This is a genomic window from Pseudodesulfovibrio sp. zrk46 (assembly GCF_012516435.1).
In the GTDB taxonomy this organism is placed as follows: Bacteria; Desulfobacterota; Desulfovibrionia; order Desulfovibrionales; family Desulfovibrionaceae; genus Pseudodesulfovibrio.
The window spans coordinates 3,878,327-3,903,524 of record NZ_CP051216.1; the positions used below are offsets into that span (position 1 = coordinate 3,878,327).

Annotated in this window: 24 protein-coding genes; 21 read left to right on the forward strand and 3 right to left on the reverse strand. The window is 52.6% G+C overall.

Features of this window, described 5'->3' with window-relative positions; translation table 11 throughout:
* The first annotated feature begins 151 nt into the window (after positions 1-151).
* The 12 genes from fliD (at position 152) to HFN16_RS17835 (ending at position 12,565) form a co-directional block, all read left to right on the forward strand.
* On the forward strand, positions 152-1,843 hold the full coding sequence (gene fliD / locus HFN16_RS17780; RefSeq protein WP_168892017.1) for a flagellar filament capping protein FliD: 1,692 nt from the start codon (positions 152-154) through the stop codon (positions 1,841-1,843).
* A gap of 21 nt (positions 1,844-1,864) precedes the next feature.
* Entirely contained in the window at positions 1,865-2,623 is a 759-nt protein-coding gene (gene fliS / locus HFN16_RS17785; RefSeq protein ID WP_168892018.1) for a flagellar export chaperone FliS, read from the forward strand.
* A 160-nt stretch (positions 2,624-2,783) separates the two neighbouring features.
* The gene (locus tag HFN16_RS17790) at positions 2,784-3,788 is read left to right on the forward strand and encodes a glycosyltransferase family 4 protein (protein ID WP_348771061.1); all 1,005 of its coding nucleotides are present in this window, start codon (positions 2,784-2,786) and stop codon (positions 3,786-3,788) included.
* Complete coding sequence (locus HFN16_RS17795) at positions 3,785-4,996, forward strand: glycosyl transferase family 2 (RefSeq protein WP_168892020.1); 1,212 nt, start codon at positions 3,785-3,787, stop codon at positions 4,994-4,996. Before HFN16_RS17790 ends, HFN16_RS17795 begins: the two co-directional genes overlap by 4 nt.
* A 232-nt stretch (positions 4,997-5,228) precedes the next feature.
* On the forward strand, positions 5,229-6,347 hold the full coding sequence (locus tag HFN16_RS17800; RefSeq protein WP_247648379.1) for a Yip1 family protein: 1,119 nt from the start codon (positions 5,229-5,231) through the stop codon (positions 6,345-6,347).
* Positions 6,348-6,356: 9 nt separating this feature from the next.
* Complete coding sequence (locus HFN16_RS17805; RefSeq protein ID WP_168892022.1) at positions 6,357-6,692, forward strand: hypothetical protein; 336 nt, start codon at positions 6,357-6,359, stop codon at positions 6,690-6,692.
* Positions 6,693-6,850: 158 nt separating this feature from the next.
* On the forward strand, positions 6,851-8,005 hold the full coding sequence (locus HFN16_RS17810) for an OmpA family protein (protein WP_168892023.1): 1,155 nt from the start codon (positions 6,851-6,853) through the stop codon (positions 8,003-8,005).
* A gap of 153 nt (positions 8,006-8,158) precedes the next feature.
* A complete protein-coding gene (gene ahbC, locus HFN16_RS17815; RefSeq protein ID WP_168892024.1) occupies positions 8,159-9,352 on the forward strand; it encodes a 12,18-didecarboxysiroheme deacetylase in 1,194 nt (397 codons plus the stop codon).
* Positions 9,353-9,552: 200 nt separating this feature from the next.
* The gene (hemB, locus tag HFN16_RS17820; protein ID WP_168892025.1) at positions 9,553-10,536 is read left to right on the forward strand and encodes a porphobilinogen synthase; all 984 of its coding nucleotides are present in this window, start codon (positions 9,553-9,555) and stop codon (positions 10,534-10,536) included.
* A gap of 11 nt (positions 10,537-10,547) precedes the next feature.
* The gene (gene ahbD / locus HFN16_RS17825) at positions 10,548-11,762 is read left to right on the forward strand and encodes a heme b synthase (RefSeq protein ID WP_168892026.1); all 1,215 of its coding nucleotides are present in this window, start codon (positions 10,548-10,550) and stop codon (positions 11,760-11,762) included.
* A gap of 2 nt (positions 11,763-11,764) precedes the next feature.
* Entirely contained in the window at positions 11,765-12,214 is a 450-nt protein-coding gene (locus HFN16_RS17830) for an AsnC family transcriptional regulator (protein WP_168892027.1), read from the forward strand.
* Positions 12,215-12,238: 24 nt separating this feature from the next.
* Positions 12,239-12,565 carry a hypothetical protein gene (locus tag HFN16_RS17835; protein WP_168892028.1) on the forward strand — a complete coding sequence of 109 codons (327 nt, stop codon included), beginning with the start codon at positions 12,239-12,241 and terminating at the stop codon, positions 12,563-12,565.
* A 43-nt stretch (positions 12,566-12,608) separates the two neighbouring features.
* On the opposite strand, the gene HFN16_RS17840 is transcribed toward HFN16_RS17835, so the two are convergent.
* Positions 12,609-13,427 (reverse strand): transporter substrate-binding domain-containing protein, encoded by an 819-nt coding sequence (locus tag HFN16_RS17840; RefSeq protein ID WP_210772215.1) that lies wholly within the window; start codon positions 13,425-13,427, stop codon positions 12,609-12,611.
* 136 nt (positions 13,428-13,563) lie between these two features.
* On the opposite strand from HFN16_RS17840, the gene rpe reads away from it, so the two are divergent.
* The 3 genes from rpe (at position 13,564) to HFN16_RS17855 (ending at position 16,704) form a co-directional block, all read left to right on the forward strand.
* Positions 13,564-14,214, forward strand: a complete 651-nt coding sequence (gene rpe / locus HFN16_RS17845) for a ribulose-phosphate 3-epimerase (protein WP_168892030.1) — start codon at positions 13,564-13,566, stop codon at positions 14,212-14,214.
* 63 nt (positions 14,215-14,277) lie between these two features.
* A complete protein-coding gene (locus HFN16_RS17850; protein ID WP_168892031.1) occupies positions 14,278-16,209 on the forward strand; it encodes an ATP-binding cassette domain-containing protein in 1,932 nt (643 codons plus the stop codon).
* Between the two features lie 3 nt (positions 16,210-16,212).
* The gene (locus tag HFN16_RS17855) at positions 16,213-16,704 is read left to right on the forward strand and encodes a GNAT family N-acetyltransferase (RefSeq protein ID WP_168892032.1); all 492 of its coding nucleotides are present in this window, start codon (positions 16,213-16,215) and stop codon (positions 16,702-16,704) included.
* Between the two features lie 91 nt (positions 16,705-16,795).
* Here the strand turns inward: HFN16_RS17855 and pruA are convergent, their stop codons facing one another.
* Both pruA and HFN16_RS17865 read right to left on the reverse strand, forming a co-directional pair.
* The gene (gene pruA / locus HFN16_RS17860) at positions 16,796-19,813 is read right to left on the reverse strand and encodes an L-glutamate gamma-semialdehyde dehydrogenase (protein ID WP_168892033.1); all 3,018 of its coding nucleotides are present in this window, start codon (positions 19,811-19,813) and stop codon (positions 16,796-16,798) included.
* Positions 19,814-19,835: 22 nt separating this feature from the next.
* A complete protein-coding gene (locus tag HFN16_RS17865) occupies positions 19,836-20,309 on the reverse strand; it encodes an Lrp/AsnC family transcriptional regulator (RefSeq protein WP_168892034.1) in 474 nt (157 codons plus the stop codon).
* 164 nt (positions 20,310-20,473) lie between these two features.
* On the opposite strand from HFN16_RS17865, the gene HFN16_RS17870 reads away from it, so the two are divergent.
* The 6 genes from HFN16_RS17870 (at position 20,474) to HFN16_RS17895 (ending at position 25,126) form a co-directional block, all read left to right on the forward strand.
* Positions 20,474-21,619, forward strand: coding sequence for an ABC transporter permease (locus HFN16_RS17870; protein ID WP_247648380.1), 1,146 nt, complete (start codon positions 20,474-20,476; stop codon positions 21,617-21,619).
* Positions 21,620-21,625: 6 nt separating this feature from the next.
* Positions 21,626-22,444 carry an ATP-binding cassette domain-containing protein gene (locus tag HFN16_RS17875; protein ID WP_210772216.1) on the forward strand — a complete coding sequence of 273 codons (819 nt, stop codon included), beginning with the start codon at positions 21,626-21,628 and terminating at the stop codon, positions 22,442-22,444.
* A 4-nt stretch (positions 22,445-22,448) separates the two neighbouring features.
* Positions 22,449-23,600 carry an MlaD family protein gene (locus HFN16_RS17880; protein WP_168892036.1) on the forward strand — a complete coding sequence of 384 codons (1,152 nt, stop codon included), beginning with the start codon at positions 22,449-22,451 and terminating at the stop codon, positions 23,598-23,600.
* A gap of 12 nt (positions 23,601-23,612) precedes the next feature.
* Positions 23,613-24,224 (forward strand): ABC-type transport auxiliary lipoprotein family protein, encoded by a 612-nt coding sequence (locus HFN16_RS17885; protein ID WP_168892037.1) that lies wholly within the window; start codon positions 23,613-23,615, stop codon positions 24,222-24,224.
* 3 nt (positions 24,225-24,227) lie between these two features.
* Positions 24,228-24,764, forward strand: coding sequence for a ribosome biogenesis factor YjgA (yjgA, locus tag HFN16_RS17890; RefSeq protein WP_168892038.1), 537 nt, complete (start codon positions 24,228-24,230; stop codon positions 24,762-24,764).
* A gap of 92 nt (positions 24,765-24,856) precedes the next feature.
* Positions 24,857-25,126, forward strand: a complete 270-nt coding sequence (locus HFN16_RS17895) for a hypothetical protein (RefSeq protein WP_168892039.1) — start codon at positions 24,857-24,859, stop codon at positions 25,124-25,126.
* Positions 25,127-25,198 lie beyond the last annotated feature (72 nt).

A 25,198-nucleotide genomic window follows, 5' to 3' on the forward strand; every position in this document is an offset into this window, starting at 1 on the left:
GTCGCAAATATTGCGCACATGCGGCCGAGCTCCCAATGGGGGCTCGGCCCTTTGTATAAAGTGGCTTAACAAACGGCACTCATGGCATTGGGCTTGCAAGCCATTTGGCGAATCGAAGTGATGGGAAAAATCTTCCACTAAGGAAACCGCCATGGCAGATACGTATACCTCAGGAGCAATCAATTTTACCGGCCTCGGTAACGGCACGGACTTCAACCAACTCATTGATGGCCTCATCAATGTGGAGCAGCGTCGTGTCACCCGACTGGAAAACTGGAAGGCTAGCTGGGAAACAAAGAATGAGCAGTTCAAGTCATTGAACACGTCCATGCTCAATATGAAGACGGCACTTGAAAGCTTTGACACCATGAACGAATTCATGGCCAAGGCCGTCAACTCTACCCACACCACTCAGTTGACTGCCACTGCAACTGATGCGGCCCAGGAAGCATCCCACACCATTGAAATAGGCCAACTGGCTACCACCGATGTGCATATCACGGCATCCGGGGTCAGCTCACTGACTTCCTCCATTGTTACCAGCAATACGAATTTCTCATTCACCTACGCAGGCGAGTCCTACACTCTCAGCAATATTTCTGCCGGCACAACCATGGATGGATTCGTCAACCTCATCAATAACCACGCTGACACACGCGGTATCGTCCGTGCTTCCACCATATTTGATGGATCCGTGTATCACCTCCAGCTCAATGGGCTGGATCAGGGAGCAGACAACCAGCTGGTCATCTCAGATACAGGCAGCATGGTATTCAACCCATCAGATTTCAATGAAACTCAGAACGCGGTCAACTCACAGATTCGCGTCAACGGTTTCCCTTCGGCTGCAGGCGGCTGGATCGAACGCTCCAGCAATACTGTGGATGACGTCATTGAAGGAATGACCCTCAACCTGCATGAAGCCAATATAGGCACGAACATCACGCTCAACGTGGTGACAGACACTACGGAAATAAAGAACAACGTCCTCAAGTTCATTGAACAGGTGAACGTTGTCAGAGCTCAGATTCAGGCCATCACCGAAGTAGATGAAGAAGGCGAAGGCTCCATCCTCACCGGTAACTACGGTGTGGATATGATTGCCCAGAAGATGAAGAACATCACTGCAGAGCTTGGACAGGGATTCGTTAACTATGATCCTGACACCCTGCTCGGCGACAAGTACGCCGCTCTGTCTCAAATCGGTATTCTGACCGATGCAGAAGATGGATCACCCACGTATGGCTTGCTCAAGCTCGACTCGGAAAAGTTTGACGAGGCACTGAAAGAAGATCCTGATGCCGTGGCAGAATTATTCTCAGCCAACGGTATCGGCGAAAGCCAATCCCCGGACTTCACCTTCACCTCATTGGTGGAAGGAACGACCAAGCCAGGCGTCTATGACGTACAGATCGTCAGCGACGGCAACCAGATCACCAGCGCCACCATCAACGGTGAAGCGGCCAAAATTTCCGGTTGGGAAATCACCAGTACATCTGGTGACACCCTTGGTATGGCTCTGCGACTTGATAACACCAACGCAGGCACATACAGCGGCACAGTCTCAATCAAACAGGGAAAAACCGGTGAGATGATCGAGGAACTCGAAGCACTCACACAGCCCTATAACGAATATACATATGAAGGCGGTCCACTGGCTGTTCTCCAGAACAACTACAATGACATCATGGATAACATTGATGACAAGATCGCTTATGAAACTACCCGCATCGAAAAGATGGAACGTAACTTGAAGCTGAAGTTCGCTCGACTGGACGCACTCCTCGGGCAGTATCAACTTCGACAAGGGCAGCTTGAAAACTCCCTTACCCAGCTTCAATAGTTAATACAGGAGGATGAGTTAATGGCTAACCCCGCACGGGCCTACCTCGCAACCCAGGTCGAAACGACAACGCAGGGCGAACTTCTGATCATGCTGTACGAAGCTGCGATCAAGTTCCTCAAACGTGCGAAGATCGAGATCGACAACAAGGACTACGCCAAAAAGGGAATTTACATTTCCAAGGCCATGGCCATCATCCATGAGTTGATGGAGAGCCTGAACAAGGAAAAGGGCGGCGACATCACTCCGAAGCTCTCCTCCCTCTATCATTTCTGCACGTCGCATCTGATCAAGGCGAACATCCGTATGGATAAGAAGATGATCGACGACGTCATCAAGATTCTTGACGGCATCCGATCAGCATATGCCCAGATCGTCCCCGCTATGGAAGGCAAGACAGCTCCGGCTACGGCCCAAACAAGTTCGCCTGTGCCTCCACAGGCTCCGGCAGGAAAACCGCAGGCTCCGAAAGCTCCGACGAAACTGACGCCTGAGATGGCGCAAGTACAGCAGGCAGCTCAGGCTCAACAGGCTGCACAGGCGCAAAAGGCACAGCAGGCAGCTCAAGCCCAAATCGCGCAGGGGCAGCAAGCGACACCGCCCCCGCCTCCAACGCAGCAGGCTGCAGACCCTCAACAGGTCGCACCAGAGACTCAAGCCGAAGCGCCCCAGGCTCCTCCGGTTCAGAAACCGCAGCAGCCCACACCGCCGCCAAAGCTTCGAAATGCCATCAACGCGGCCAAATTCCGCGCGGCAAATGCATACAGCAACAATCGCTAGATAGACCGGCCCGATCTTCGGGCCGGTTTTCTTTTGGTCTTCTGTTACTTGGCGTATTTACAAGACCATCTCCTTATGTCACCTTTCGCCCATGTCCTTTTCTACTGTCCGCGTCCTCCATGTTGCAAACTCCCTTGGCTTGGGAGGCACTGAAAAAGTAATGCAACTCTTTGTTGCCCATCTAGACCGGACCCAATTTCACCCGGCTGTTTATAGCCCGAAGGACGGAGAAAGAGCTTCCCAACTTCGCAAGCTCGGCATCGACACCCACATAGGCAGTGACCTCTTCTCGGTATTACAGAAGTTCCGTCCCCACATCGTCCACGTTCACCGCGCAGGCTGGCCTGAACCAGAACTGCTCAAGCCAATTAAATTGGCCCAGATCCCTTGTGTGGTGGAGACTAATGTGTTTGGCCGTCATGACCCCAGTCCTTCGGCAAAGATCATTGACCGCACTCTGTTTGTATCGGATTTCTGCCTTAAGCGTTTTGTCACCACCAATAACATCATTGCGACCGCACCCCGCTATTCATTCGTTTACAACCCTGTAGATACGGACTTTTTCGCAAGGGCATCAGTAAGCAATCACGACTTCACCCGCCCGGTAATAGGACGTATTTCCCGCCCCGATCCGGGCAAATGGTCACGGCTGGCTTTGGAGTTTCTGCCAATCCTTAAACGCGACATCCCGGACTTCCAATACAATATAATAGGCGGCATTCCTGAAGCGCATGACTACGTGCGAGTAAATGGTCTGGCAGATAACGTGAGCTTTCTAGATCCGGTACAGACTGACACTGAGATCGCCGGGTTTATGAACGATATTTCCTTGTTGGCCCACGCCAACGACACTGGCGAATCCTTTGGGCTCGTTATCGCCGAGGCCATGGCCTGCGGCCTGCCCGTAGTCACTCATCCGTGCGCCGGTCTGAAAGACAACGCCCAATTGGAGTTGGTAGACCACGGTGTGACCGGATTAGTTGCAACAACTACAGATGAATACGCCGCAGCAGTCCGCTATTTGCTGACCCACCCGGATAAGGCGCAACGCATGGGCAAGGCCGGACAGGAAAAAGCTGCCCGTCTCTATCGCGCTCAGACCGTAACCCGACAACTCGAAACCATCTATCTGGAACTCCTTAAAGAGAAAGGAATAGAATCATGAGCATCTCTCTGATCCCCCGATATACCAATGCGGTCCTCGACTTTGACTTCAAGGACAACGCCGAAACGACCACACGCGTTGCGGTTGCCCAAGAAGAAATGGATACATTTGCCGAACGTACACACAAACTTTTCGCCAAAAGCGGCGCTAACAACCTTGTGCTCTTCGGCCTTGGATCAGGCGCAGCCGCATTGACTCTGGCAGAAGCACTTCCTGACGGTGCTCGCCTCATTATCTGTGAAACTGACACCGCTGCGGTGCGCACTTTTCTCGAAACCAACCCTACATGGAAGGAAGATGAAGGACGCACCTGCGTCATCGGTGACATTTCTCTCTGGGCCCAGTTTTACCTGCTGACCATGTCCGGAGCCACCACCGAATCAAGCCATACTGTGCTCAATCCAGAGTTGAACGATGATGACAAGGCTCGCTACCAGTCTCTGCAGCGTCTCTTTGTTTCGGCCCGTTCCCATCAGGCCATCAACAGCTCTTACCTCAGCCACGTTGCCGTGCAGGCACCGGATATGAGCGTCGGCGTCATTCTCAACCCGGAAGAGCCTGAGTTGGATACTTTTTTCGCACAGTTCCCTGACTGGGTAAAAGAGATCGTGGTTGTCTGGGATGCAGAAGAAGTGCCTGAGACCGATTTCAGGTGCGCTGCTCCTATTAAACATTTCGCACACCCGCTCACCGATTTTTCCGAGCAACGCAACCGAATGCTGGATGAATGTGAAGGCGATTGGGTACTCTACCTTGACGGCGACGAACTGTTCAGCGAAGACACTTGGGCATTATTTACCGCACTCATGCTCATCAAACGGCTTCAAGCATGCTACTTCCCGCGGATGACCTTCTACCCCGAAGAATCCGACTGCAAAGTAGGCTTCGGCCTCTGGCCCGACCTGCAACTGCGTCTCTTCCGCAATCATGAAGGCGTGCGGTTCGAACGTCCCGTCCATGAAAAGCTCACAGGCATCGAAGGTCGCGTGGCTCTTGCGCTGGATGCCCCTATTCTGCACTACAGCCGACTGCGTAAAACACCTGAAGAACTGGTCGCCAAGCTCAAACGATTTGACGAAGCCGCAGACGACAGAGTTCAACACCTCCTCAACGACGACTATCCACACATAAAGCGAAGCCGCTTCCCCGAAGCCTCTTTCATCCAGGGCGCACTCCAGGTCATGCTGCTTGAGGAGAACCCCGCCTAAAGTGCATTCCATTGCAGATAACTTGATTTGTCAGTACAAAATGGATACGAGCACTCAATATTAATAAAACAACGTCAACAAAGAGATGACGATGGAAATAATCTGTCCAGAATGCCAATTCAGCCGTGAGGTTGATGAGACTAAAATACCTCCGAGGTCGCAGGTCGCTACCTGCCCGAAATGCCAGACGAAATTCCAATTCCGCGATTTACCTCCGGAGGAGGATTTTGAGTTGGAAGAGTCTACTCCTGCAGCTCCGACCGCTCAACCGGAACCGACTGCCAAGGCAGCTCCGGCAGCGAAAAAAGATTTGCGTCAGAGCACTCTGCCGGGGATTGAACCGATAGAGCCTGCTGAGGAACCTGCCGAGCAGGAAGCTCCTGTTGTGCAAGAGCCTGCAGCTCCCGCCTCCGAGGAAAGAACGTTCCCGAGGATTTCCGCACCCGACGAAGACCCTAGAGAGGAGCTCTGGGAAAAGCTCGACACCATGACGCCCCCTGATGCATCTGCTGAAGCACAGGAAGAATTCTACGATGACAGGCACATGGACCGAGATGAGGACGACCACCTCTACGAGGGTGACGACACCATGCCGTCCCAATACTATCGTAATGAGGACAACGATCCCGAACCGGTTCCCGGCTGGACAGGAGAATTCAGCGAAGATTTTCCAGATCCCATGGACGATGAATTGCAGGAGGAAAAAGAGGATCAAAACACACCTCTGGTTCCTCCGCCTTTTGAACAGCTCGACCGCTATGGTTTCTTCCTTGGTCTGTACATGACCATCAAGCTGATCCTGACCTCTCCCCGCCTCTTCTTCTCTGTCATGCCGGTGGGCGGTGGATTGGCAAAGCCTCTGACCTTCACGATCCTGATCACCATGATCCAGGGCTTCGTGCAGTACTTCTGGAGCATGGTCGGGCTTTCCACCTCTGTTGGGCCTGATGGAGCCGACGCCATGGCAGGCGTTTCCCAAACGCTGGCCCCCATCGTTATGCTTCTGTTCATGCCTGCACTCATTGCTGCTGGACAGTTTTTCATCACTGCCGTTTACCATTTACTGCTCAAACTCATGCGAGCAGACAACAGCGGCTTTGAAGGGACATTCCGTGCTCTGGCATATGCCAACGCACCCATCATTGTCGGCATCTTTCCAATGCCCATGCCTGAAATCGAATTGGGCTGGATGTTCTGTGCCGCCATTTGGGGGCTGTTCTTGACGATAACCGGCCTGCGTTACATTCACAAAACTTCCTACGCAAAAGTCATCCCGGTCTGTCTCATCCCCCTGCTTCTCGCCATGATCGCAGGATTGATGGTTTTCCAAAGCTCAATGCCTACCATCTAGAGGAACACCATGATCAAATGGTTCAAAGACAAGATTGAAGCCTTCAAGGCACAACGCAAACTCGAAAAGCAGATCAATCCGCGCGAGTTCAAGGAAATGGCACTGGACATTCGTGACCTTGCAGTCCTTGCATCCCAGTTGAGCCCGCGAGACAGGGATATCCAAAAGCTCATCCGCAGCGTGCTGAGCGAAATGGAAAGGTTGAGCGAGTTGGCAGATCGTCCCGAATTCCGCAAGCTTTCCACGGGCAAGAAGCTCCTTCTTCGCCAAGGACTAATTGAATCGCGGGAGCGCTTACTTGAATCAATCGAGTCAGCTCCATCCCCCACAGACAGGTTGCAATAAAACAAAGAAAGGCTACGGATCTTCCGTAGCCTTTCTACATTTACACAACTTCATATTCTCAGGCACACATATTGCTTTTCTACCGACTAAAACCCCGGGCGCGTCATTGATGTGGCGCGCACTGCCGGAGATGTTGCAACAACCAGCCGGTGAATGCCATGAAAAAAGCGATACTTTTCTTACTGTTACTAACAATGACGGCGTGCGCATATGTGGACCCGACAATCAATGATTCCATCAAGGTCTACACTGACACAGCTGTCAGGAAGTCGTCACTCCAAGTGGCGGTGCACCCCAAGAGCAAACAATATCGCCCCTTGACTGCGTACTTCCATCCCTTTGTCATTCAGCAGCAGAACAGCGACTATTTCCAACTAAGCAATGCATTTGCTGAGATCTTCAACAACGCCTGGTTGGAAGAACGTCTCTTCACCATTCAGGAATTCCAATCCGGCACTCCCTATCAGGGGCTGGATGCTGCTTTGGATAGAGCCCGCAGACGTGGCGCCGACCTGCTCATCTTGGGCTATGTCCCATATTTTTATGCTGGTCACACTGTAGATGACACGGCCATCACCATTAAACTCAACGTATATGCTGCTGGAAATGGCGCTCTGCTCTGGTCAATGGTCCAATCTGGACGCATTGAAAGCAAGAACCCTGATGACTACATCTACTTCACCCATGAGCACCGTTTAAGCACTGCCCCGTTTACAAAAATCATACGAAGCATTGCAAAGGACATGGCTATCCCCCTCAAGGGTTGGCTCCCTGATCCGGACAAGAAGTTTCAGTTTGCCAAATCAGCTCGAGACGTAGAGGCGAACCTTACCACACCCGAGGCAGCTATGACTGGCGCAGGTGAAAACGACGCCAAGAAGATGCCAAGTGATAACGACCTTCCCTCAGATGATAAAATGCAGGACAAAGGCAATAAAGATTCAGATGAATCTGTCCGCCCAGATGTCAAAGGCGTGAATCTAGACATCCAGTTCGAGTTTAACAAGGCAAGCATTGATCCCAAGTCCTACGCTTTGGTGGACGCCGTCGGTGAAGCCCTTAACTCTCCGGAGCTCAAGGGTAAAAAAATCATTATTGCCGGACATGCAGATCAACGCGGAACAGATGCCTACAACCTAAAGCTCTCAAAAAATCGCGCTGATTCGGTCAAACAATATCTTGTCAATAAATGGGGTGTTGATCCGGCTCTTGTTGAGACAGTTGGATACGGAAAATCCCGCCCCCTGAACCAGGGTTCGACCGCAGAAGACATGCGTATGAACCGCCGAGTAGAGCTGCGCCTGTCAGAGTAGGAAGACAGCAAAAGCTTGACTTTCTAATAATAATTATTACATCCCATCTCAGGGGTGAGACAAAAAGGGCCGCTCGAGGTCCTTTTTGTCCTTTTACACCGGGCAAGATGTGTGATACCCCAGACCTTCACTTTACCTGAGAGGTATTTTTAAATGATTGGTATTTCCAAACTCTACTGCGGTGCCGTGGAGCCTTCCGACGCGCTTCGCTACAACCGCGAGTCCGGCCAACTGCCTTCCCACCTTTTGCAGTTCGCCAAAGATAAAAAGCCCGTTGTGGTCTGGAACATGACCCAGCGCTGCAACCTCAAATGTGTGCACTGCTACGCTCACGCCGTAGATCCCAGCGCTCACAAAGACCCTATTTCTAATGAGAAAGCCAAAGAGATCATCGATGACCTCGCCCAGTTCGGCGCACCGGTCATGCTCTTCTCCGGCGGCGAACCTCTGGTTCGTGAAGATCTGGTGGACCTGGCCAAGTATGCCACTTCCAAGGGCATGCGCGCCGTTATCTCCACCAATGGAACCCTCATCACCAAAAAGAAGGCCAAGGAACTGAAAGAAGTTGGTCTCTCCTACGTCGGCATCTCCATTGACGGCGCAGAAGAAGTTCACGACAAGTTCCGTGCTGTTCCCGGTTCCTACAAGCAGGCTCTCAAGGGCGTTGAAAACTGTATGGCAGAAGGCCTGAAGGTCGGTCTTCGTTTCACCATCAACAAGCGTAACGCTCCTGAAATCCCGCACCTCTTCCGTCTCATCGAAGACATGGAAATCCCCCGCATCTGCTTCTACCACCTGGTTTACTCCGGTCGTGGTTCCGAGCTGATCAAGGAAGACCTGAACCACCAGGAAACCCGTCAGGTCGTCGACCTGATCATGGACGAGACCAGGGCGCTCTTCGAGAAGGGCAAGCCCAAAGAAGTCCTGACTGTCGACAACCACGCTGACGGCCCCCACGTGTACCACCGTCTCCTCAAGGAAGACCCGGAACGCGCCAAGGAAGTGCTCGAACTCCTCAAGATGAACGAAGGCAACTCCACCGGTCGCGGCATCGGCTGCATCTCCTGGGATGGTCAGGTTCACGCTGACCAGTTCATGCGCCACCATACCTTCGGCAACGTGCTGGAACGCCCGTTCTCCGAAATCTGGGTGGACGAGAACATTGAACTGCTGCACAAGCTCAAGGACAAGCGCCCCTACGTTAAGGGTCGCTGCGCCAAGTGCCGCTACCTCAACATCTGCGGTGGTAACTTCCGCGCCCGTGCCGAAGCATACTACGATGACTTCTGGGCACAGGATCCCGCCTGTTACCTCACCGACGAAGAAATCACCGGCGAACCGCTGTAAGCGAGGTTCGTCTCAGGCGGCCGGGGGGAGGGAGTTGATCCCCCCTTTCCTCCGGCCTCCCTATCCCTCCTCTTTTCCCAGACTTTTGTCGGCGCGGCGCGCGCGATTTATCTGTTGAGAAAGTCCGTGCACTTGATTGGCGATTCTAGCGAAATCGGGTACAGGGATTTCTCAGAGATTAACGCTATCCAGGAGTTAGTATGATTCCTTCCGATTTTTTCCGCGGCCGTCGACTCCGCACCAGCCTCACCATGCGTGAACTGGTTCGCGAGAACGAGGTCACGGCCAGTGACTTGATAATGCCCTATTTCGTGGTGGAGACCGAAGACGAAAACTTCATGAAAGAAATCGTCTCCATGCCCGGCCAGTATCAGCTCTCTCTCAAGCAGCTTGAGAAGAAGGTTGGTGAAGCCGTCGCCAACGGTCTCAAATCCTGCATCCTCTTCGGAATCCCCGCCGAAAAGGACGAAGTAGGTTCTGGTGCCTATGATGACAACGGCATTGTCCAGAAGGCCATTCGCCTTCTCAAGGACCGCTGGCCCGAGCTCATCGTCTGCGCCGACACCTGCCTTTGCGAATTCACCTCCCACGGCCATTGCGGCATCGTGAAGAATGAGTTCGTGCAGAACGACCCCACCCTGAACCTGCTGGCCAAGACTGCAGTTTCTCAGGCCCGCGCAGGCGCTGATATCATCGCACCTTCCGATATGATGGACGGCCGTGTTGCCGCCATTCGCGAAGCACTTGACGAAGCAGGCTTCATCAACACCCCGATCATGTCCTATGCGGTCAAATACGCTTCCGCATTTTACGGCCCGTTCCGTGATGCTGCTGAATCTGCACCGCAGTTCGGTGACCGCAAGACATATCAGATGGACCCGGCCAACGGCCGTGAAGCCATGCGCGAAGCTGTGGCCGACCTTGAAGAGGGTGCCGACATCCTTATGGTTAAGCCCGGCATGCCCTACCTCGACATCATCCGTCAGGTACGCGACAACTTTGATACTCCCGTGGCGGCCTACCAGGTCAGCGGTGAGTACTCGATGATCAAGGCCGCAGCACTGAATGGCTGGATCGACGAGATGAACGTGATTATGGAATCTCTGGTCGCCTTCAAGCGTGCCGGAGCAGACCTGATTCTCACTTACTTCACTGAAGACGTTTTGAAAGCCCTGAAAAAATAAGGGAATATATTATGAGCGAACATAAAGGACATCCCGGAGGCATGGGCGGTTGCCCTCCTGAAGGCCATCCCGGCGGCCACCCCGGCGGGCATCCTCACGGTAAAGGCGGCCACCCCGGCGGCGCACATCCCGGTGCAGAGACTGCACCCAAACGTTTCCTTGATGATGGCGTCACCCCGATCTGCCGACTCATCGCGTGGGAAGTAACCCGTTCCTGCAACCTTGCCTGCAAGCACTGCCGCGCAGAGGCACACCCGGAACCGTACGAAGGCGAACTGTCCACCGAAGAGGCAAAAGCTCTCATCGATACATTCCCGGATGTAGGTTCCCCCATCATCATTTTCACCGGTGGCGAACCCATGATGCGCCACGACGTGTATGAACTCATTGCCTATGCCAAAGGCAAGGGCATGCGTTGTGTCATGGCTCCCAACGGCACGCTGATCACCCCTGAGACAGCCGCCAAGATGAAAGAAGCTGGCATTGAACGTTGCTCCATCTCCATCGACGCCCCTGAAGCTATCCAGCACGATGAGTTCCGTGGCGAAGTGGGCGCTTTCGATGCAGCCATGCGCGGCATCCAGTATCTGAAAGATGTTGGCATCGAATTCCAGATCAACACCACCGTCACCAAGAACAACCTCCATCTCTTCAAAGACATTTTCAATCTGTGCGAAGAGATCGGCGCTTCCGCCTGGCACATCTTCCTGCTCGTGCCCACCGGCCGTGCTGTGGAGCTTGGCACCGAAGTCATCACAGCCGAAGAGTATGAAGACGTACTCAACTGGTTCTACGACTTCCGCAAGACCACTGACATGCAGCTCAAGGCTACCTGTGCTCCGCACTACCACCGCATCCTGCGCCAGCGCGCCAAGGAAGAAGGTACTCCGGTCAACTTCGAGAACTTCGGCCTGGACGCCGTGTCTCGCGGTTGTCTCGGCGGCATCGGCTTCTGCTTCATCTCGCACCGTGGTCAGGTGCAGCCATGCGGCTATCTGGAGCTCGACTGTGGACAGGTTCGCGAGACCCCGTTCCCGGAAATCTGGAAGCAGTCCCAGCAATTCCTGAACCTGCGCAACCCCGACGTTTATGACGGCAAGTGCGGACACTGTGAATACGAGAAGGTATGCGGCGGCTGCCGTGCCCGCGCCCAGACCATGAAGGGCCACTACCTGAAAGAGGAACCGCTCTGCTCCTACACCCCGAAAAAGCAGCCCAAGAAATAATTATGGATAATTACGACAAGCAAATTCTTGATATCATCCAGTCCCACTTCCCGCTGGTTTCCCGTCCTTACGAAGAAGTCGGCAAACAAGTCGGGCTTCCCGAAGCAGAAGTGCTGGAACGTGTTCGCGACCTGAAAAAGGCAGGCGTCATCCGCCGCATGGGAGCGAACTTCACCTCCAAGGCTCTGGGCTGGCAGTCCACTCTGTGCGCAGCCTCGTGCCCGGAGGACAAGCTTGAAGAATTCGTTGCCGAAGTGAACAAACACGACGGCGTGACGCACAACTATCTGCGTGAGAATGAGTTCAACGTCTGGTTCGCCCTGATCGCTCCGGATATGGATGCTGTCGAAGCAATTCTGGCCTCCATCACCGAAGCCACTGGCGTCAAGGTGCTGAACTTGCCCGCGGACAAGATGTTCAAGATCAAAGTCGACTTCAAGATGGACAAATAGCGGAAAGGAAAGCTAGGAGAGACCATGGACAAACTTATCAAGGCTCTACTCCTAGGTACCGCTGCTGGCATTGTGGATGGCATTCCCCTGTTACTGCAAGGATTGTCATGGCAAGCCAACCTTGCGTCATTCCTGCACTGGTTGGGATTGGGGATCATCATCACCTATGCCCGCCTGCCCATGGATGGATGGCTTTCAGGACTGATCCTAGCACTGCTGACCGGGATACCGTTCGCCATCATGACAACGGCCACCGACATGGCAGCGTTTGTCCCGATATTAGCATCATCTGCAATACTCGGCACTGTTCTGGGATTCATGTCCGAACGCTTGATTCGAAATCAAAAATAAAAAACTCCCGCCAACCTGATTGGCGGGAGTTTTTTTTTAATACTTATCTGGGTTGCTGAAGTGGAATTGGACCATCCTTCAAATATTTTTGAAGAGCACAGGGCTTCTTTTTAGCACCACAATCAGCCTTTATCGCATCCAGTGCAGCTTGTGCCTTATTGATGAACGCATCATCAGTCTCTTTGTTGAAAGCAGCATAGAGTTGCAGTTTTTTCATCACATGCACCATTTCATAATCACTCTGGTCCATGTTCAGTTTTGCCAACCAATCAGGGGCAGCCGTATCAGCTTGTGTGATCAAATCAACCCGGCCTTGAGCGAGCATTTTAAACTGAGCAGTATCACTTGGAAGCAGTGTAAGCTTGGAGTGAGGAATTTCGTATACATCTTCAAGAATCTGCATGGGGCCGCTATTGCGCACCACACCTATACGGTATGCTGCAACTTCACTATTATTCGTTATCTCAATCCGAGGTTCTTTTTTCCCTAACAGACCTAGATTCAATTCAGCTATCGGCCCAACCCACTTATACTTATCCTCGCGCTGTGGCGTTCTGGCCATACAAAAAACCATTGAGTCAGGCGTATGCTCCACCTCATAGACAGCACGAGCCCAACTGATGTTCTTGACCTGACTACGATCAATGGGGCGCCCAGCCATTTGCATGACATTTACCATCAAATCCACGGCAGCTCCGGTGACCTCACCATTGTGAGCGACCATGGTAAAAGGAGCCACTCGCCCAACATAGACGGTAAACTCAGCAGCATTCACACCACCAATCATAAAGAAAACGACTGCAATAGAGAGACACAGCAGTCGAAATCCATCAATTAAACGAAATTTATCCCTTACTTCCATGATCTGTACAATACACTTTACTTCCCCACTTGCAACCACCTTGTTTTTCCCACTCAAACGAAACCTGTAAACTTGCGCACCGCGCCGGTCTCAGATACACCTCTTGCAGCAATCAACTCACACGTGGAGCAATACAATGATACTTTCCCCCTCCATGCTTTCCTCGGATTTCGCCAATATGGAAACCGAGCTGAAGGCTCTGGAAGCTGCGGGCCTCGAGTGGGTCCACCTTGACGTCATGGACGGCTCGTTCGTCCCCAACATCACTTTTGGTCCGCCCATCATCAAGGCCATGCGCAAGAAGTCCAATCTTTTCTTCGACTGCCACCTGATGATCAAGGATCCGGGTCGCTACATTGAGGAATTCGCCAACGCAGGTGCAGACCTCATCTGCGTTCATGCCGAAACCAGCGACCACCTGGAGCGAGTTTGTGCCCAGATCGCTGCCACCGGCGCCAAACCTGCCGTAGCCCTGAATCCACACACTCCGCTGGAGACAATCAAGTACCTGATTCCTCAGCTCTACATGGTCCTCATCATGTCCGTGAACCCCGGTTTCGGTGGCCAGAAGTTCATCCCCTTCTGTCTGGACAAGGTGCGCGAACTCAAGCAGATGATCACTGAGGCCGGTTCCGACACCCTCATTCAAATCGACGGCGGTGTCACTGCTGAAAATGCCAAGGAACTGACCGATGCCGGTGTTGACGTACTCGTCTCCGGTTCTGCCTTTTTCGGCTTCCCGCCCTACGAAGAACGCCACAAGGTATTCCAGGACGCCTGCAAGTAGCACCGAATACAACGGAATTATCCGGGGGCTGTAGCAACAGCCCCCTTTTCTTTGAGGACAATCATGGCTGTAGTTTCCCTGCGCGACGTATCCATCAACTTCACCGGCACTATCCTGCTGGATAAAGTGTCCATGCAAATCGAACCGGGTGAGCGGGTCTGCCTGCTCGGCCGTAACGGTGAAGGTAAATCCACTCTACTCGGCATTATTCAGGGTACCACTGTTCCGGACAATGGTGCCGTAGATTACGCAAAGGGCTCCCGCGTGGCCATGCTGCCTCAGGATGTTCCGCAAGACCTTGGCGGCTTGGTATACGATGTGGTAGCGCAGGGCCTCGGCAAGATCGGCGAACACCTGTCCGCATATCACCACGCCTCGCGCTCCCTGACAGATGCCATTGATAATCACGACAAACACGTGGCAGCAATGGAACGAGCACAGCATGCTCTGGAAGATGCAGGCGGATGGCACCATCACCAGACAATCGAGGCTGTCCTCTCTCACCTCAAGCTGGACGGTGACGAAGAATTCGACACTCTCTCCGGTGGAACAAAGCGCCGCGCCCTGCTCGCTCGTGCTCTGGTTTCCGGGCCAGACCTGCTCATTCTCGATGAACCTACCAACCACTTGGACATCGAATCCATCACATGGCTGGAAGATTTCTTGCTGCGCCAGAACACTGCGCTGCTCTTCGTCACCCACGACCGCGCTTTTCTGAGGCGCATAGCTACACGCATCGTGGAGTTGGACCGTGGCAACCTTTATAGCTGGGACTGCGACTACGAGACCTACCTCAAACGAAAGGAAGCCGACCTCGAAGCCGAGGCCAAGCAGAACCACAACTTCGACCGTAAGCTGGCCGAAGAGGAAACGTGGATTCGTCAGGGGATCAAGGCACGCCGCACCCGTAACATGGGCCGTGTCCGCGACCTGATCAAGATGCGCGATGAACGCAAGGCGCGTCGAGAACGCACCGGATCGGTCAAGATGGTCATCCAGGAAGCCGACCGCACCGGCAAGCTGGTTGTCGAAGCCAAGGACATTTGTCACGGCTACGACGACAAAGTGCTCATTGGGGACTTTTCCACTGCCATTATGCGCGGTGACAAAGTTGGTCTGATCGGCCCCAATGGTGCGGGCAAAACCACCCTGCTCAATATCTTGCTGGGAGAACTCAAACCCCAGACCGGCTCCATCCGCCACGGCGTGAACCTGCAGATCAGCTACTTTGACCAGCTTCGCGAACAGCTTGATGAGAGCAAGTCTGCCCGCTACAATGTAGCCGACGGCAATGACTTCGTGGACATTAACGGCCATCGACGCCACGTCATGAGCCATCTCAAGAATTTCCTGTTCACACCGGACCGCGCCAAGGTCCCAGTTTCTGTTCTTTCTGGTGGTGAGCGAAATCGCCTGCTTCTGGCCCGTCTTTTCACCCGCCCTTCCAATGTGCTGGTTCTTGACGAACCGACCAACGATCTGGATGCCGAGACTCTCGACCTGCTGGAGGAGTTGCTCATGGACTACCCGGGCACCCTGCTTCTGGTCAGCCATGATCGTGCCTTCCTCAACAACGTGGTCACCTCCAGCATAGCCTTTGAAGGCGATGGACAAGTTGCCGAATACGTAGGCGGTTACGACGACTGGCTTCGTCAGCGTCCTGAACGTAAACCTGAGCCAGTGAAGGCCTGCAAGCCCAAGGTTGAACCCACGCCCGACGCAAAACCCAAGAAGAAAAAGCTCTCCTACAAAGAAAAGTACGAATTGGAACAGAAGCGCGAACAGTTAAAAACCATGCCCGCGCTCATTGAGAAGCTGGAAACTGAGCTTGAAGCTCTCCATACGAAGATGGCTGATCCCAATTATTTCAAGCACTCAGCAGACGAAATGGCTTCAGACCAGAACCGTCTGGAAACTCTTGAAAAAGAACTCGAAAGTGCATATGAGACTTGGGAAGAACTTGAAGCCGCCCTTGAAGGCGTAGAACTGGACTAAATCATGAGCGACATCACCATCCGTATGGTCGACCCTGACGACCTTACTGCCTGCCACACTATCGAAGTCCGTAGTTTCCCGCCCAGCGAAGCAGCCTGGACTTCCTCTCTTGAAAACCGCATCAATTACTACCCTGAAGGATTTCTCGTTGCCGAGTGCAATGGGGAAATCGTTGGACAGGTGAACAGCGGTTCCACCAGCAAGGACGACATCTCTGACGAGGAGTTCAAGCAGCTCATCGGTCATGATCCCGATGGTCAGAACATCGTCATTTTTTCCCTTTCAGTTTTGCCGGAGTACCGCAAGACCGGTGTTGGCTCCAAGCTGCTCTCCAGCTTCATCGACAACGCCCGTGAAATGGGGAAATCCAAAGTTCTCCTGATCTGCAAGGATGACCTGATTCCCTACTACTCCAAATACGGTTTTCAAAATGCCGGTCCTTCCGCCTCCACTCACGGTGGCGCAACGTGGCACGAAATGGTGCTGCCGCTGTAGAGCGCAGGCTGTATTCTTAATTCGTAAGAAAAGCCCCTTGGCAGAATCGTTCTGCCAAGGGGCTTATGTTTTATTCCAATAGACTCACGACCTAGCTAAGCCAATCGTCATCCTCTTCGATGGGGGCGAATCCTCTGCGCATGGTGTTTTCGCAGACAAGGCGCGGATCCATGAACTGAAGCAGGTAGTCGGGACCACCGGCCTTGGAACCGACACCGGACATCTTGAAGCCACCGAATGCGTGACGTTCGACGAGTGCACCGACGGAAGGCTTATTGAGGTACAGGTTACCGACACGGAATTCCTTGTACGCCTTTTCAAGGTGGGCCGGACTACGGGAGTAGATGGCTCCGGTCAGAGCAAAACGAGTGGAGTTGGCAATCTCAATGGCCTCGTCCATATCCTTGGCACGCATGACGGAAAGTACCGGCCCGAAGACCTCTTCCTGTGCGATGCGATGATCTTTGGTAATGCCCTCGACGATGGTCATGGGCACGTAACAGCCACCCGTAGCCTTGAGATCGTCAGACACCTCACGCTTGACGAGAATACGTCCTTCGTCCTCAGCGATCTTTACGTAACGGAGCACATTTTCCTGAGCAGCCTTATCAACAACCGGTCCCATGTAGTTGGCCGGATTTTCAGCCGGACCGAGCTTAATGGATTCGGCTGCTTCAGTAAGACGCTCAATAAAGCGGTCATAGATAGGATCGATCACGATAACGCGGGAACAGGCAGAGCACTTCTGGCCCTGGAAGCCGAAAGCGGCGTAAAGCACACCGAGCACGGCTTCATCGAGATCTGCATCATCATCAATGATAGTGGCATTTTTACCGCCCATTTCGGCGATGACACGTTTGCACTGTTGCTGACCGGGCTGCACTTTGGCAGCACGCTCCTGAATGCGCAGTCCAACTTCCATTGAACCGGTAAATGCAATGACCGAGACGTCGGGATGATCGACAAGATGGTCACCCATAACAGATCCACGGCCTGGGCAGTAGTTGAAGACACCATCAGGAAGTCCTGCAGCTTTCCACATTTCGGTAAGGCCATTACCAACAACAGAGGAAATACCTGCGGGCTTATATACAACCGGGCAACCGGAAACAATGGCGGCTGAGACCATGCCCACTGAAATGGCGAGGGGGAAGTTCCACGGAGCGATGACAGCGGCCACGCCCTTGCCCTGATAAAAGAGCTGACTCATCTCACCGGGAGCATGGCCCATACGACGAGGTTTGCCGAGACGGATCATCTCGCGAGCGTAGTACTCAAGGAAGTCGATAGCCTCAGCCAAATCAGCGTGAGCCTGATCCCACTGCTTGCCTACTTCGAGTACCTGCAATGCGGACATATCGTGGATATTATCCTTGAGGTACTGTGCAGCCTTGAGCAGGATTTCTGCACGCTTTTCAGGAGCGACATCGCGCCAGGAAAGGTATGCTTCGCTTGCAGCTTCAATGGCACGGTCCACTTCCTCGGTTCCTGCCTGACAAACCGAACCGATGATCTCGCTGGGTTTTGCAGGGTTATAGGAATCAAGAGTATCGGACGTTTCTACTTCCTGCCCATTAATGAACAGTGGAACCTTTTTGCCCATGGAAGAACGGATTTTTGCAATGGATGCGGGGAAAGCATCACGCTCTGCCTTGAGAGTAAAGTCCACCATGGGGAAGTTGTTGAAACGAGCAAGCCCTTCTTCTTGCTTTTTCGGAGCAGGCTTGTCCTCCAACTGACGACGCAGGGTCGCATCCGGATTTTCTAAGAGGCGGTCCATGTCTGCCTCATCGGCAAAGGTCTGCTTGAGGAAAGACTCATTGGCAGTATTCTCAAGCAGACGCCGAACCAGATAGGCCATACCCGGCAACAAATCACCATAAGGGCAATAGAGACGCACGCGTTTGGCCACGTTCTTGAGGCCTTTGCGCACTGGCTCCGCCATGCCGTAGAGCACTTGGAACTCGTATCTCTCTTCGGGGACATTCATATCCTCTGCCATTTCCATGACAGACGAAATTGATCGGATGTTATGCGAGGCACAAGCGTAATGGCAGATGTCACTGTTCTCGAGAATCATCTTGGAGACACGCTCGAAAGCCATGTCGGACTCAGGCTTGTGAGTCCACACCGGAACAGGCCAGCCATTCTGCTTGGCCATGACTGTTTCGTAATCCCAGTAAGCGCCCTTAACCAGACGAATAGAGACCGGCAGATTGGCTTCGCGAGCCCAGCCGATGAAATCACGGACGTCATCATCAACGCTACGCAGGTACGCCTGAAACACGATACCCAAATGCGGATAATCAGGATATTTGGTGCGCAAACGCTTATAGAGCTCGACGGTGGCTTCCTTGTACTTGAGGGATTCCATGTCGATGCACATGAACCCGCCCATCTCCATGACCTTGCGGTAGACAGGCTCGATATTGGAGATCATACCTTCAACGGTACCGTCCTGATCGACAGGCTTGGACTGGGAATAGAAGGCAGAGGGTTTCACGGCCACATTGACCATGGGAGCATGCCCCCAATCAAGGTTGCCGGACTTGGCTTCAAGAGGCTTCCATTTTCCGAGTTCCTTGTGAATCGCCTCAAGGACTTCAAGATAACCATCTCGGTAAGCGGCAGATTCCTGTTCAGAAACGGTTGCCTCACCAAGAAGATCAAGTACGAAAGTAAATCCGTCCTTGCGAAGTTTCTTGATACCCTTGACTGCTTCCTTGGAAACCTGGCCAATAATAAACTGGCGAGCCATGGATTCGATGTTGGATCGAATAGTCTTATTCAAAACTTTAGCAACCAAACCACCGCCAAAAGTAGTTTTGGTAGCACCCCATTTCAATACGTCGGGAATGTTGGAGTCATCGCTTGCAAAATATTCTTCGATATGGCGAGAAAGCGACTCCGAAGTGTTGAGATATGGAAGAACATCAACAAATCGAAACATTTGGACCTTAAAATCTTCGTTTTTCATGGCCCAATCCATGACCTTACCGGTCCACCATCCTTTGTTGAAAACCGAAGGAGATTCGCCGGAAATGGATGAAAAAAACTCCCTGCCCCGAGCAATAATTCTCGGGTCCAGGGAGGAAATGTCTGTGGTCATCTGTGACTCCTTAAGCTAAAGTCTAATTGTCGGTTGTCGGAAGCGGGATAACGCGGGACTCCTTGACCGTGGTCAGCACGATAGTTGAATTGGTATCGCGCACGGCTGCGATGGTGCCGAATTTAGCGAGTGTCGCTTGCAATGCCTCGGTGTCCTCAACGCGTACCTTGACGAGATAAGAGTCACGGCCAGCAGTGTAATGAACCTCGAGAACCTCAGGTAGTTCTGACAGACGCTGACCAACCTCGGTGGCACCGACACCTTCTTCAACGCGAATGGCGGTGAAGGCAGTAAGGGCGCGCCCAAGAATCTTGTGGTCAACGATGCACTCGTACCCCTTGATAATGCCGTTCCTCCGCAACTTGCGGACACGCTCAAGGACTGCAGACGGTGCTTTACCTACTTTGCGAGCGATTTCAGCATTGGAAACCTTGCCATCATCCTGAAGGATGTTCAGGATTTTTAGATCCAGTTCGTCAATCTTTCTGTTATTCATAGCTAAAAGGAATAATGTTCTTCTCTTTTTTTGTCAACTCTTCTGAGAACGTAGAGTTATAAATAAAAATCTGCGGCTTTTCATTTACAAAGCCCTCTGATATATTTGACGATCACTATTTATAAAAATCGATATCCAGGCCTGCTCACACCATGGAGGGCACCTTGTCAGACAGAACTCTTCCGACCGGACATCCCGGCGCAAGCATAACTTCAACTCCTGATTCGCAAGGAATCCGTCTGGATATCCAGGGACATCTCGATGCCGCTGGAACAGCATATGTATGGGATGACGCCGTAAATATGATTCAGTCAGGTAGTGGCGTAGTCACTGCTGACTGCTCGAACATTACCTATATGGATGGAACAGGTCTCGCCCTGCTGCTCAAGATTCGCGAAGAGGCTGCCCGGACTGGGCATAAAGTAGCGCTGACCAACCTGCGAGAAGAGTATCAGAAACTCATCAAACTGACCTGGGAATGTGATCTGCCCCAATGGACAACTAAGACAAAGGAACGACGCGGAATCGCCGAGGCTGTGGGGCGTGCAACCGGAGAAGTGCTGGATGGAATCCGCGAGATGGTATCTTTTGTTGGCGAGTCCGCGGTGATGATCGCCTTCTCAATCCTGCACCCCAGACAAGTACGATGGAAAGATGTCCTGCTCTCCTGCATCCACGTAGGCGTGGACTCTCTGTTCATCATTACCCTTATCGGCTTTGTCATGGGGCTGATCATGTCTTTTCAGTCCGCTGTCACTCTTGAGAAATTCGGCGGCGAAATTTTCATTCCGAACATGCTTGGTCTGGTTATGTTCCGTGAAATGGGCCCTCTGGTCACATCCATCCTGCTGGCAGCCCGTTCAGGTTCAGCATTTGCGGCTGAGATTGGCACCATGAAAGTCAATGAGGAATTGGACGCTTTGACTACCATGGGACTCTCACCCATGCGTTTTTTGGTCATGCCACGTTTGCTCTCCACCCTCATGATGGTTCCAATCATGACATTGTACTTCAACCTCGCAAGCCTTGTTGGTGGCGCAGTGGTAATGGTCTCCATAGGCTTCCCTCTGGTGACATTTACCTCGCGGGTATTTTCCTATGTAGATTTTCTGGATTTTTGGGGTGGCATGCTCAAAGCCGTCACCTTTGCCCTGCTGGTGGCAGGTGTAGGTTGCCTGCGTGGAATCCAGACAAAAGAAAGCGCCAGTGCCGTGGGACTCTCCACAACAAGCGCAGTGGTTTCGGGCATCATCCTGATCGCCTTTGCGGATGGTCTCTTTGCCGTAGCCTTTTACTACATGGGTTGGTAAACAGACATGATGCACTCCAACGAACCAGTCATCAGCGTCCGTAACCTCGTGTGCGGTTATGACGAAACGGTAGTCGTCGACAACATCAGCTTCGACATAATGAAGGGTGAAGTATTCGTCATTCTTGGAGGTTCTGGTTGCGGGAAATCTACAGTACTCAAGAACATGATCGGTCTGTACCAACCTTTTGAAGGACAAGTCCTGTACGGAGACCGCGATCTGGTCACAGCCACTGGGAAGGAACGCGACGAAATCATCCGCCAGTTTGGCGTTATGTACCAGATGGGCGCATTATTCGGCTCCATGTCCTTACTGCAGAACGTCATGCTCCCTCTCGAGGAATTCACAGACTTGCCGCGTGAAGCAATGGCCATGATAGCCAAGTCCAAACTAGCCATGGTCAATCTGGAGAATTCCCTCTATAAAATGCCGGCTGCTCTATCCGGCGGCATGAAAAAAAGGGCAGCCATTGCACGCGCCATGGCACTGGATCCACAGATACTTTTTCTCGATGAACCCGGAGCAGGTTTGGACCCGATTTCTTCCGCAGAACTGGACGAATTAATCCTTAACCTTTCCCGCTCGCTGGGCATCACCTTTGTCATTGTCACCCACGAACTCGAATCCATTTACAAAACTGCGGATCGCGTTATCATGCTCGACAAGGAAGTGAAGTCCATCGTTGCAGAAGGCGATCCCAAAGAGCTCCGCGATACGTCGGAAAATATCTTCGTAAAACGATTCTTCCACCGGCTCCCGTCTTTAGGGGCCGACAAAGACGCCATCCGGTGTCCCGTAGCCGAACCTACCGGCGAACAAGGTTAACTATATGATTCGCAAATATGACTACTTCAAACTCGGCAGCTTCATCATCCTCGGCTCCTGTATGCTCGTGGCAGTCATCATCATACTGGGCGCTGGCCGGTATTTTGAGACCTCCTATACAGTAGAAAGTTACTTTGACGAATCGGTCAACGGACTCGAAGTCGGCTCCCCCGTCAAACTGCGAGGTGTAAAAGTCGGTCGCGTTGCCAACATCGACTTTGTTGCCAACAAGTATGAAAACGCCAATCGCAGTGAAGTACGCTACGTAATAGTAGAGTGTGACATTGACCCCTCTCTTTTCCGCGACATGGATCACGATGCTTTCAAAAAAGCCATAAACAACGAGATCAACCGAGGCTTGCGTGTCATGCCGACCTCCCTCGGCTTGACCGGCCAGCTCTTTCTGAATTTCGTGTATGTAGACCCCGCATCGAATCCGCCGCTCCCCATCGAATGGCAGCCAAGTGAGGCCTACATCCCATCTGTTCCGAGCACTCTCAGCCGTATTGAGGGAGCCATTACTACTATCAGTAAAACATTGAGCGGAATCAAACAGGAAGACATTGTCTCCATCATTGGTGACGTCAAATCCATCGTGAACACCATCGATGATTTCATGAAAACCGAAGGAGGTCGTGAAGCGGGTAACCGCATGCTCGGCATCCTGCAAGAAACCCAAACGCTGTTGGCCCGAACAAATGAACTTCTGGCTGCAAGCGAAGCCGAGAATCTTATTCCAAACGCCGCTGGGGCAATTGCTGGCATCAATAAAATCGTTAACCAATCCTCGGATGACGTTATCGCGGCAGCCGCAGAAGCACGTGAGGCCATGACCAGCTTTAAACAGGCAGCCAACGTGCTAGGAAAAACATTGGGCGATCCCCGAATGGACAAGGCGATGTCCGAACTTGCTCCCACTCTGGAAAACGTAACTCGCGCTTCCCATGACATGACTGCGGCCATCGCCAAAGTGCACGCATTGGTCAACCGCCTCAACTCAGTTGTGGCCAGCGAAGAGGCCAATATTCACGCCATCCTTCAAGACACCCGCGAAGTTATGCAAAACATCAAGGAACTGAGTGGCGACGCCAAGCGTTACCCCTCTGGCGTCTTCTTCGGCAAGCCGCCGAGCAAGGCCGCTCCTGAAAATAAATAAACGAGATGAATCATGAAAAAGATACTTTCCCTCATCCTCATTCTTGTCACTGCCTTTAGTGCTGTCTCCTGTGTAAAGCTTGGAGGCGACCCGGTGGACAAGCGATACTATCGACTCGCACCAGTTCGCCAAGGCGAAACACAGGCGCCACAGAGTGACATCATTCTTCGTGTTCGCCGAATGTCCGTCTCCGATCTCTACAATACCCGTGAATTAGTCTATCAGATGGAAGGCGGTCGCATCGAATCCGATTTCTACAATCTCTTTTTCGTCGCGCCCAGCAACAACATTACGACTGAACTTCGCAAATGGCTGGCTTCCAGCGGCCAGTTTTCCAACATCATTGAGCCGGGAAGCATGGTAGTACCCACGCTAACTCTGGAAGGCGTACTCAATTCACTCTATGGGGATTACTCGTCAGGCCAGCCTGCTGCTGTCGTGGAAATGCAATTCTTCCTTGTCAATGAATCCACCGCTGACAACGACATTGTCTTTTCTCAAAGTTACAGGCAACGTATCCCCCTCGCCAAGCCTGACCCGCAGGATTTGGTACAGGCCATGACCAAAGGGGTCGCGGCTATCTTCACGCAACTTGAACAGGATCTGGCCCAAGCGCCCATTTAGAATATGAGAAAGAAACAAAAACGGGACATGTATGCTCCCGAAGAATTTGATGAAACAGAGGAGCTTGTCAGTCGCTCTCAGATGAAGCGTGACATGCATGCCCTGCAACAACTCGGCGTAGACTTGGCCGCACTTGGCGACCGCGTGGTCAAAGAGGCCAACCTGCCACCTGAAGTAGAAAAGGCTCTCCTGCTCATCAAGAAGCTGAAAAAGCATGAAGCCCGCCGTCGCCACCTGCAGTATGTCGGCAAACTCATGCGCACCTTTGACACCACTCACGTCCAAGAAATGGTCGAAGCTGCCAAGCTCGGGCATGAGGTGAAGACCGAAGAGTTCCACAGGGTGGAGCAAATGCGAGACGCATTGGTTGCAGGAGATGATGATCTTTTACAGGAACTCTTCGAAGCCCACCCGGAAGAAGGTCAACGCATACGCCAACTCACGCTCGGTGCTCGACGCGCAAAGGCCAAGGGCAAACCGCCCAAGGACAGTCGCGCTCTGTTCAAATTGCTGCGCTCACTTCCGGAAGAAGAAAAATAATACTCTTCGCCCCTTGACGTGGTCCAGACCGGAATTATCTATCTAACAACGCACAGAATCCCGTGCCGAGGCATCGGGGAAAGGAGATAGCAATGGTTATTCACGAATATGCCGGTATTGTTACCGAACTTGAGGATCATAAATGCCCGCACTGCGGCAAACTTATGGAGCCCTGGCTCCCCCCGGCAGAGACCGGTTGGGATGTCATCCTCATCTGCAACTCCAACAGCTGCCCCTTTTACCTCGGCAGCGAGGACGACATCGCTCACAAACGCGATGGCTCTCACCTCGGTTGCCGCTACGCGCTGAATCCGCAGAACGGATATAAGCCCGTCAACGTTCTGGCCGTATGCCCTCACTAGGGTCGGCCAGTAGAGAACACCGCAAGAAAGCCCGCATCAGCGGGCTTTCTTGTTTTTGGCCCCCTGTTCGTA

Bases quoted from the DNA above. Each gene is read 5' to 3' on its own strand.
- fliD (WP_168892017.1), top strand. From the start codon at position 152: ATGGCAGATACGTATACCTCAGGAGCAATCAATTTTACCGGCCTCGGT.
- fliS (WP_168892018.1), top strand. From the start codon at position 1,865: ATGGCTAACCCCGCACGGGCCTACCTCGCAACCCAGGTCGAAACGACA.
- HFN16_RS17790 (WP_348771061.1), top strand. From the start codon at position 2,784: ATGCAACTCTTTGTTGCCCATCTAGACCGGACCCAATTTCACCCGGCT.
- HFN16_RS17795 (WP_168892020.1), top strand. From the start codon at position 3,785: ATGAGCATCTCTCTGATCCCCCGATATACCAATGCGGTCCTCGACTTT.
- HFN16_RS17805 (WP_168892022.1), top strand. From the start codon at position 6,357: ATGATCAAATGGTTCAAAGACAAGATTGAAGCCTTCAAGGCACAACGC.
- HFN16_RS17810 (WP_168892023.1), top strand. From the start codon at position 6,851: ATGAAAAAAGCGATACTTTTCTTACTGTTACTAACAATGACGGCGTGC.
- ahbC (WP_168892024.1), top strand. From the start codon at position 8,159: ATGATTGGTATTTCCAAACTCTACTGCGGTGCCGTGGAGCCTTCCGAC.
- hemB (WP_168892025.1), top strand. From the start codon at position 9,553: ATGATTCCTTCCGATTTTTTCCGCGGCCGTCGACTCCGCACCAGCCTC.
- ahbD (WP_168892026.1), top strand. From the start codon at position 10,548: ATGAGCGAACATAAAGGACATCCCGGAGGCATGGGCGGTTGCCCTCCT.
- HFN16_RS17830 (WP_168892027.1), top strand. From the start codon at position 11,765: ATGGATAATTACGACAAGCAAATTCTTGATATCATCCAGTCCCACTTC.
- HFN16_RS17835 (WP_168892028.1), top strand. From the start codon at position 12,239: ATGGACAAACTTATCAAGGCTCTACTCCTAGGTACCGCTGCTGGCATT.
- HFN16_RS17840 (WP_210772215.1), bottom strand. From the start codon at position 13,427: ATGGAAGTAAGGGATAAATTTCGTTTAATTGATGGATTTCGACTGCTG.
- rpe (WP_168892030.1), top strand. From the start codon at position 13,564: ATGATACTTTCCCCCTCCATGCTTTCCTCGGATTTCGCCAATATGGAA.
- HFN16_RS17850 (WP_168892031.1), top strand. From the start codon at position 14,278: ATGGCTGTAGTTTCCCTGCGCGACGTATCCATCAACTTCACCGGCACT.
- HFN16_RS17855 (WP_168892032.1), top strand. From the start codon at position 16,213: ATGAGCGACATCACCATCCGTATGGTCGACCCTGACGACCTTACTGCC.
- pruA (WP_168892033.1), bottom strand. From the start codon at position 19,813: ATGACCACAGACATTTCCTCCCTGGACCCGAGAATTATTGCTCGGGGC.
- HFN16_RS17865 (WP_168892034.1), bottom strand. From the start codon at position 20,309: ATGAATAACAGAAAGATTGACGAACTGGATCTAAAAATCCTGAACATC.
- HFN16_RS17875 (WP_210772216.1), top strand. From the start codon at position 21,626: ATGATGCACTCCAACGAACCAGTCATCAGCGTCCGTAACCTCGTGTGC.
- HFN16_RS17880 (WP_168892036.1), top strand. From the start codon at position 22,449: ATGATTCGCAAATATGACTACTTCAAACTCGGCAGCTTCATCATCCTC.
- HFN16_RS17885 (WP_168892037.1), top strand. From the start codon at position 23,613: ATGAAAAAGATACTTTCCCTCATCCTCATTCTTGTCACTGCCTTTAGT.
- yjgA (WP_168892038.1), top strand. From the start codon at position 24,228: ATGAGAAAGAAACAAAAACGGGACATGTATGCTCCCGAAGAATTTGAT.
- HFN16_RS17895 (WP_168892039.1), top strand. From the start codon at position 24,857: ATGGTTATTCACGAATATGCCGGTATTGTTACCGAACTTGAGGATCAT.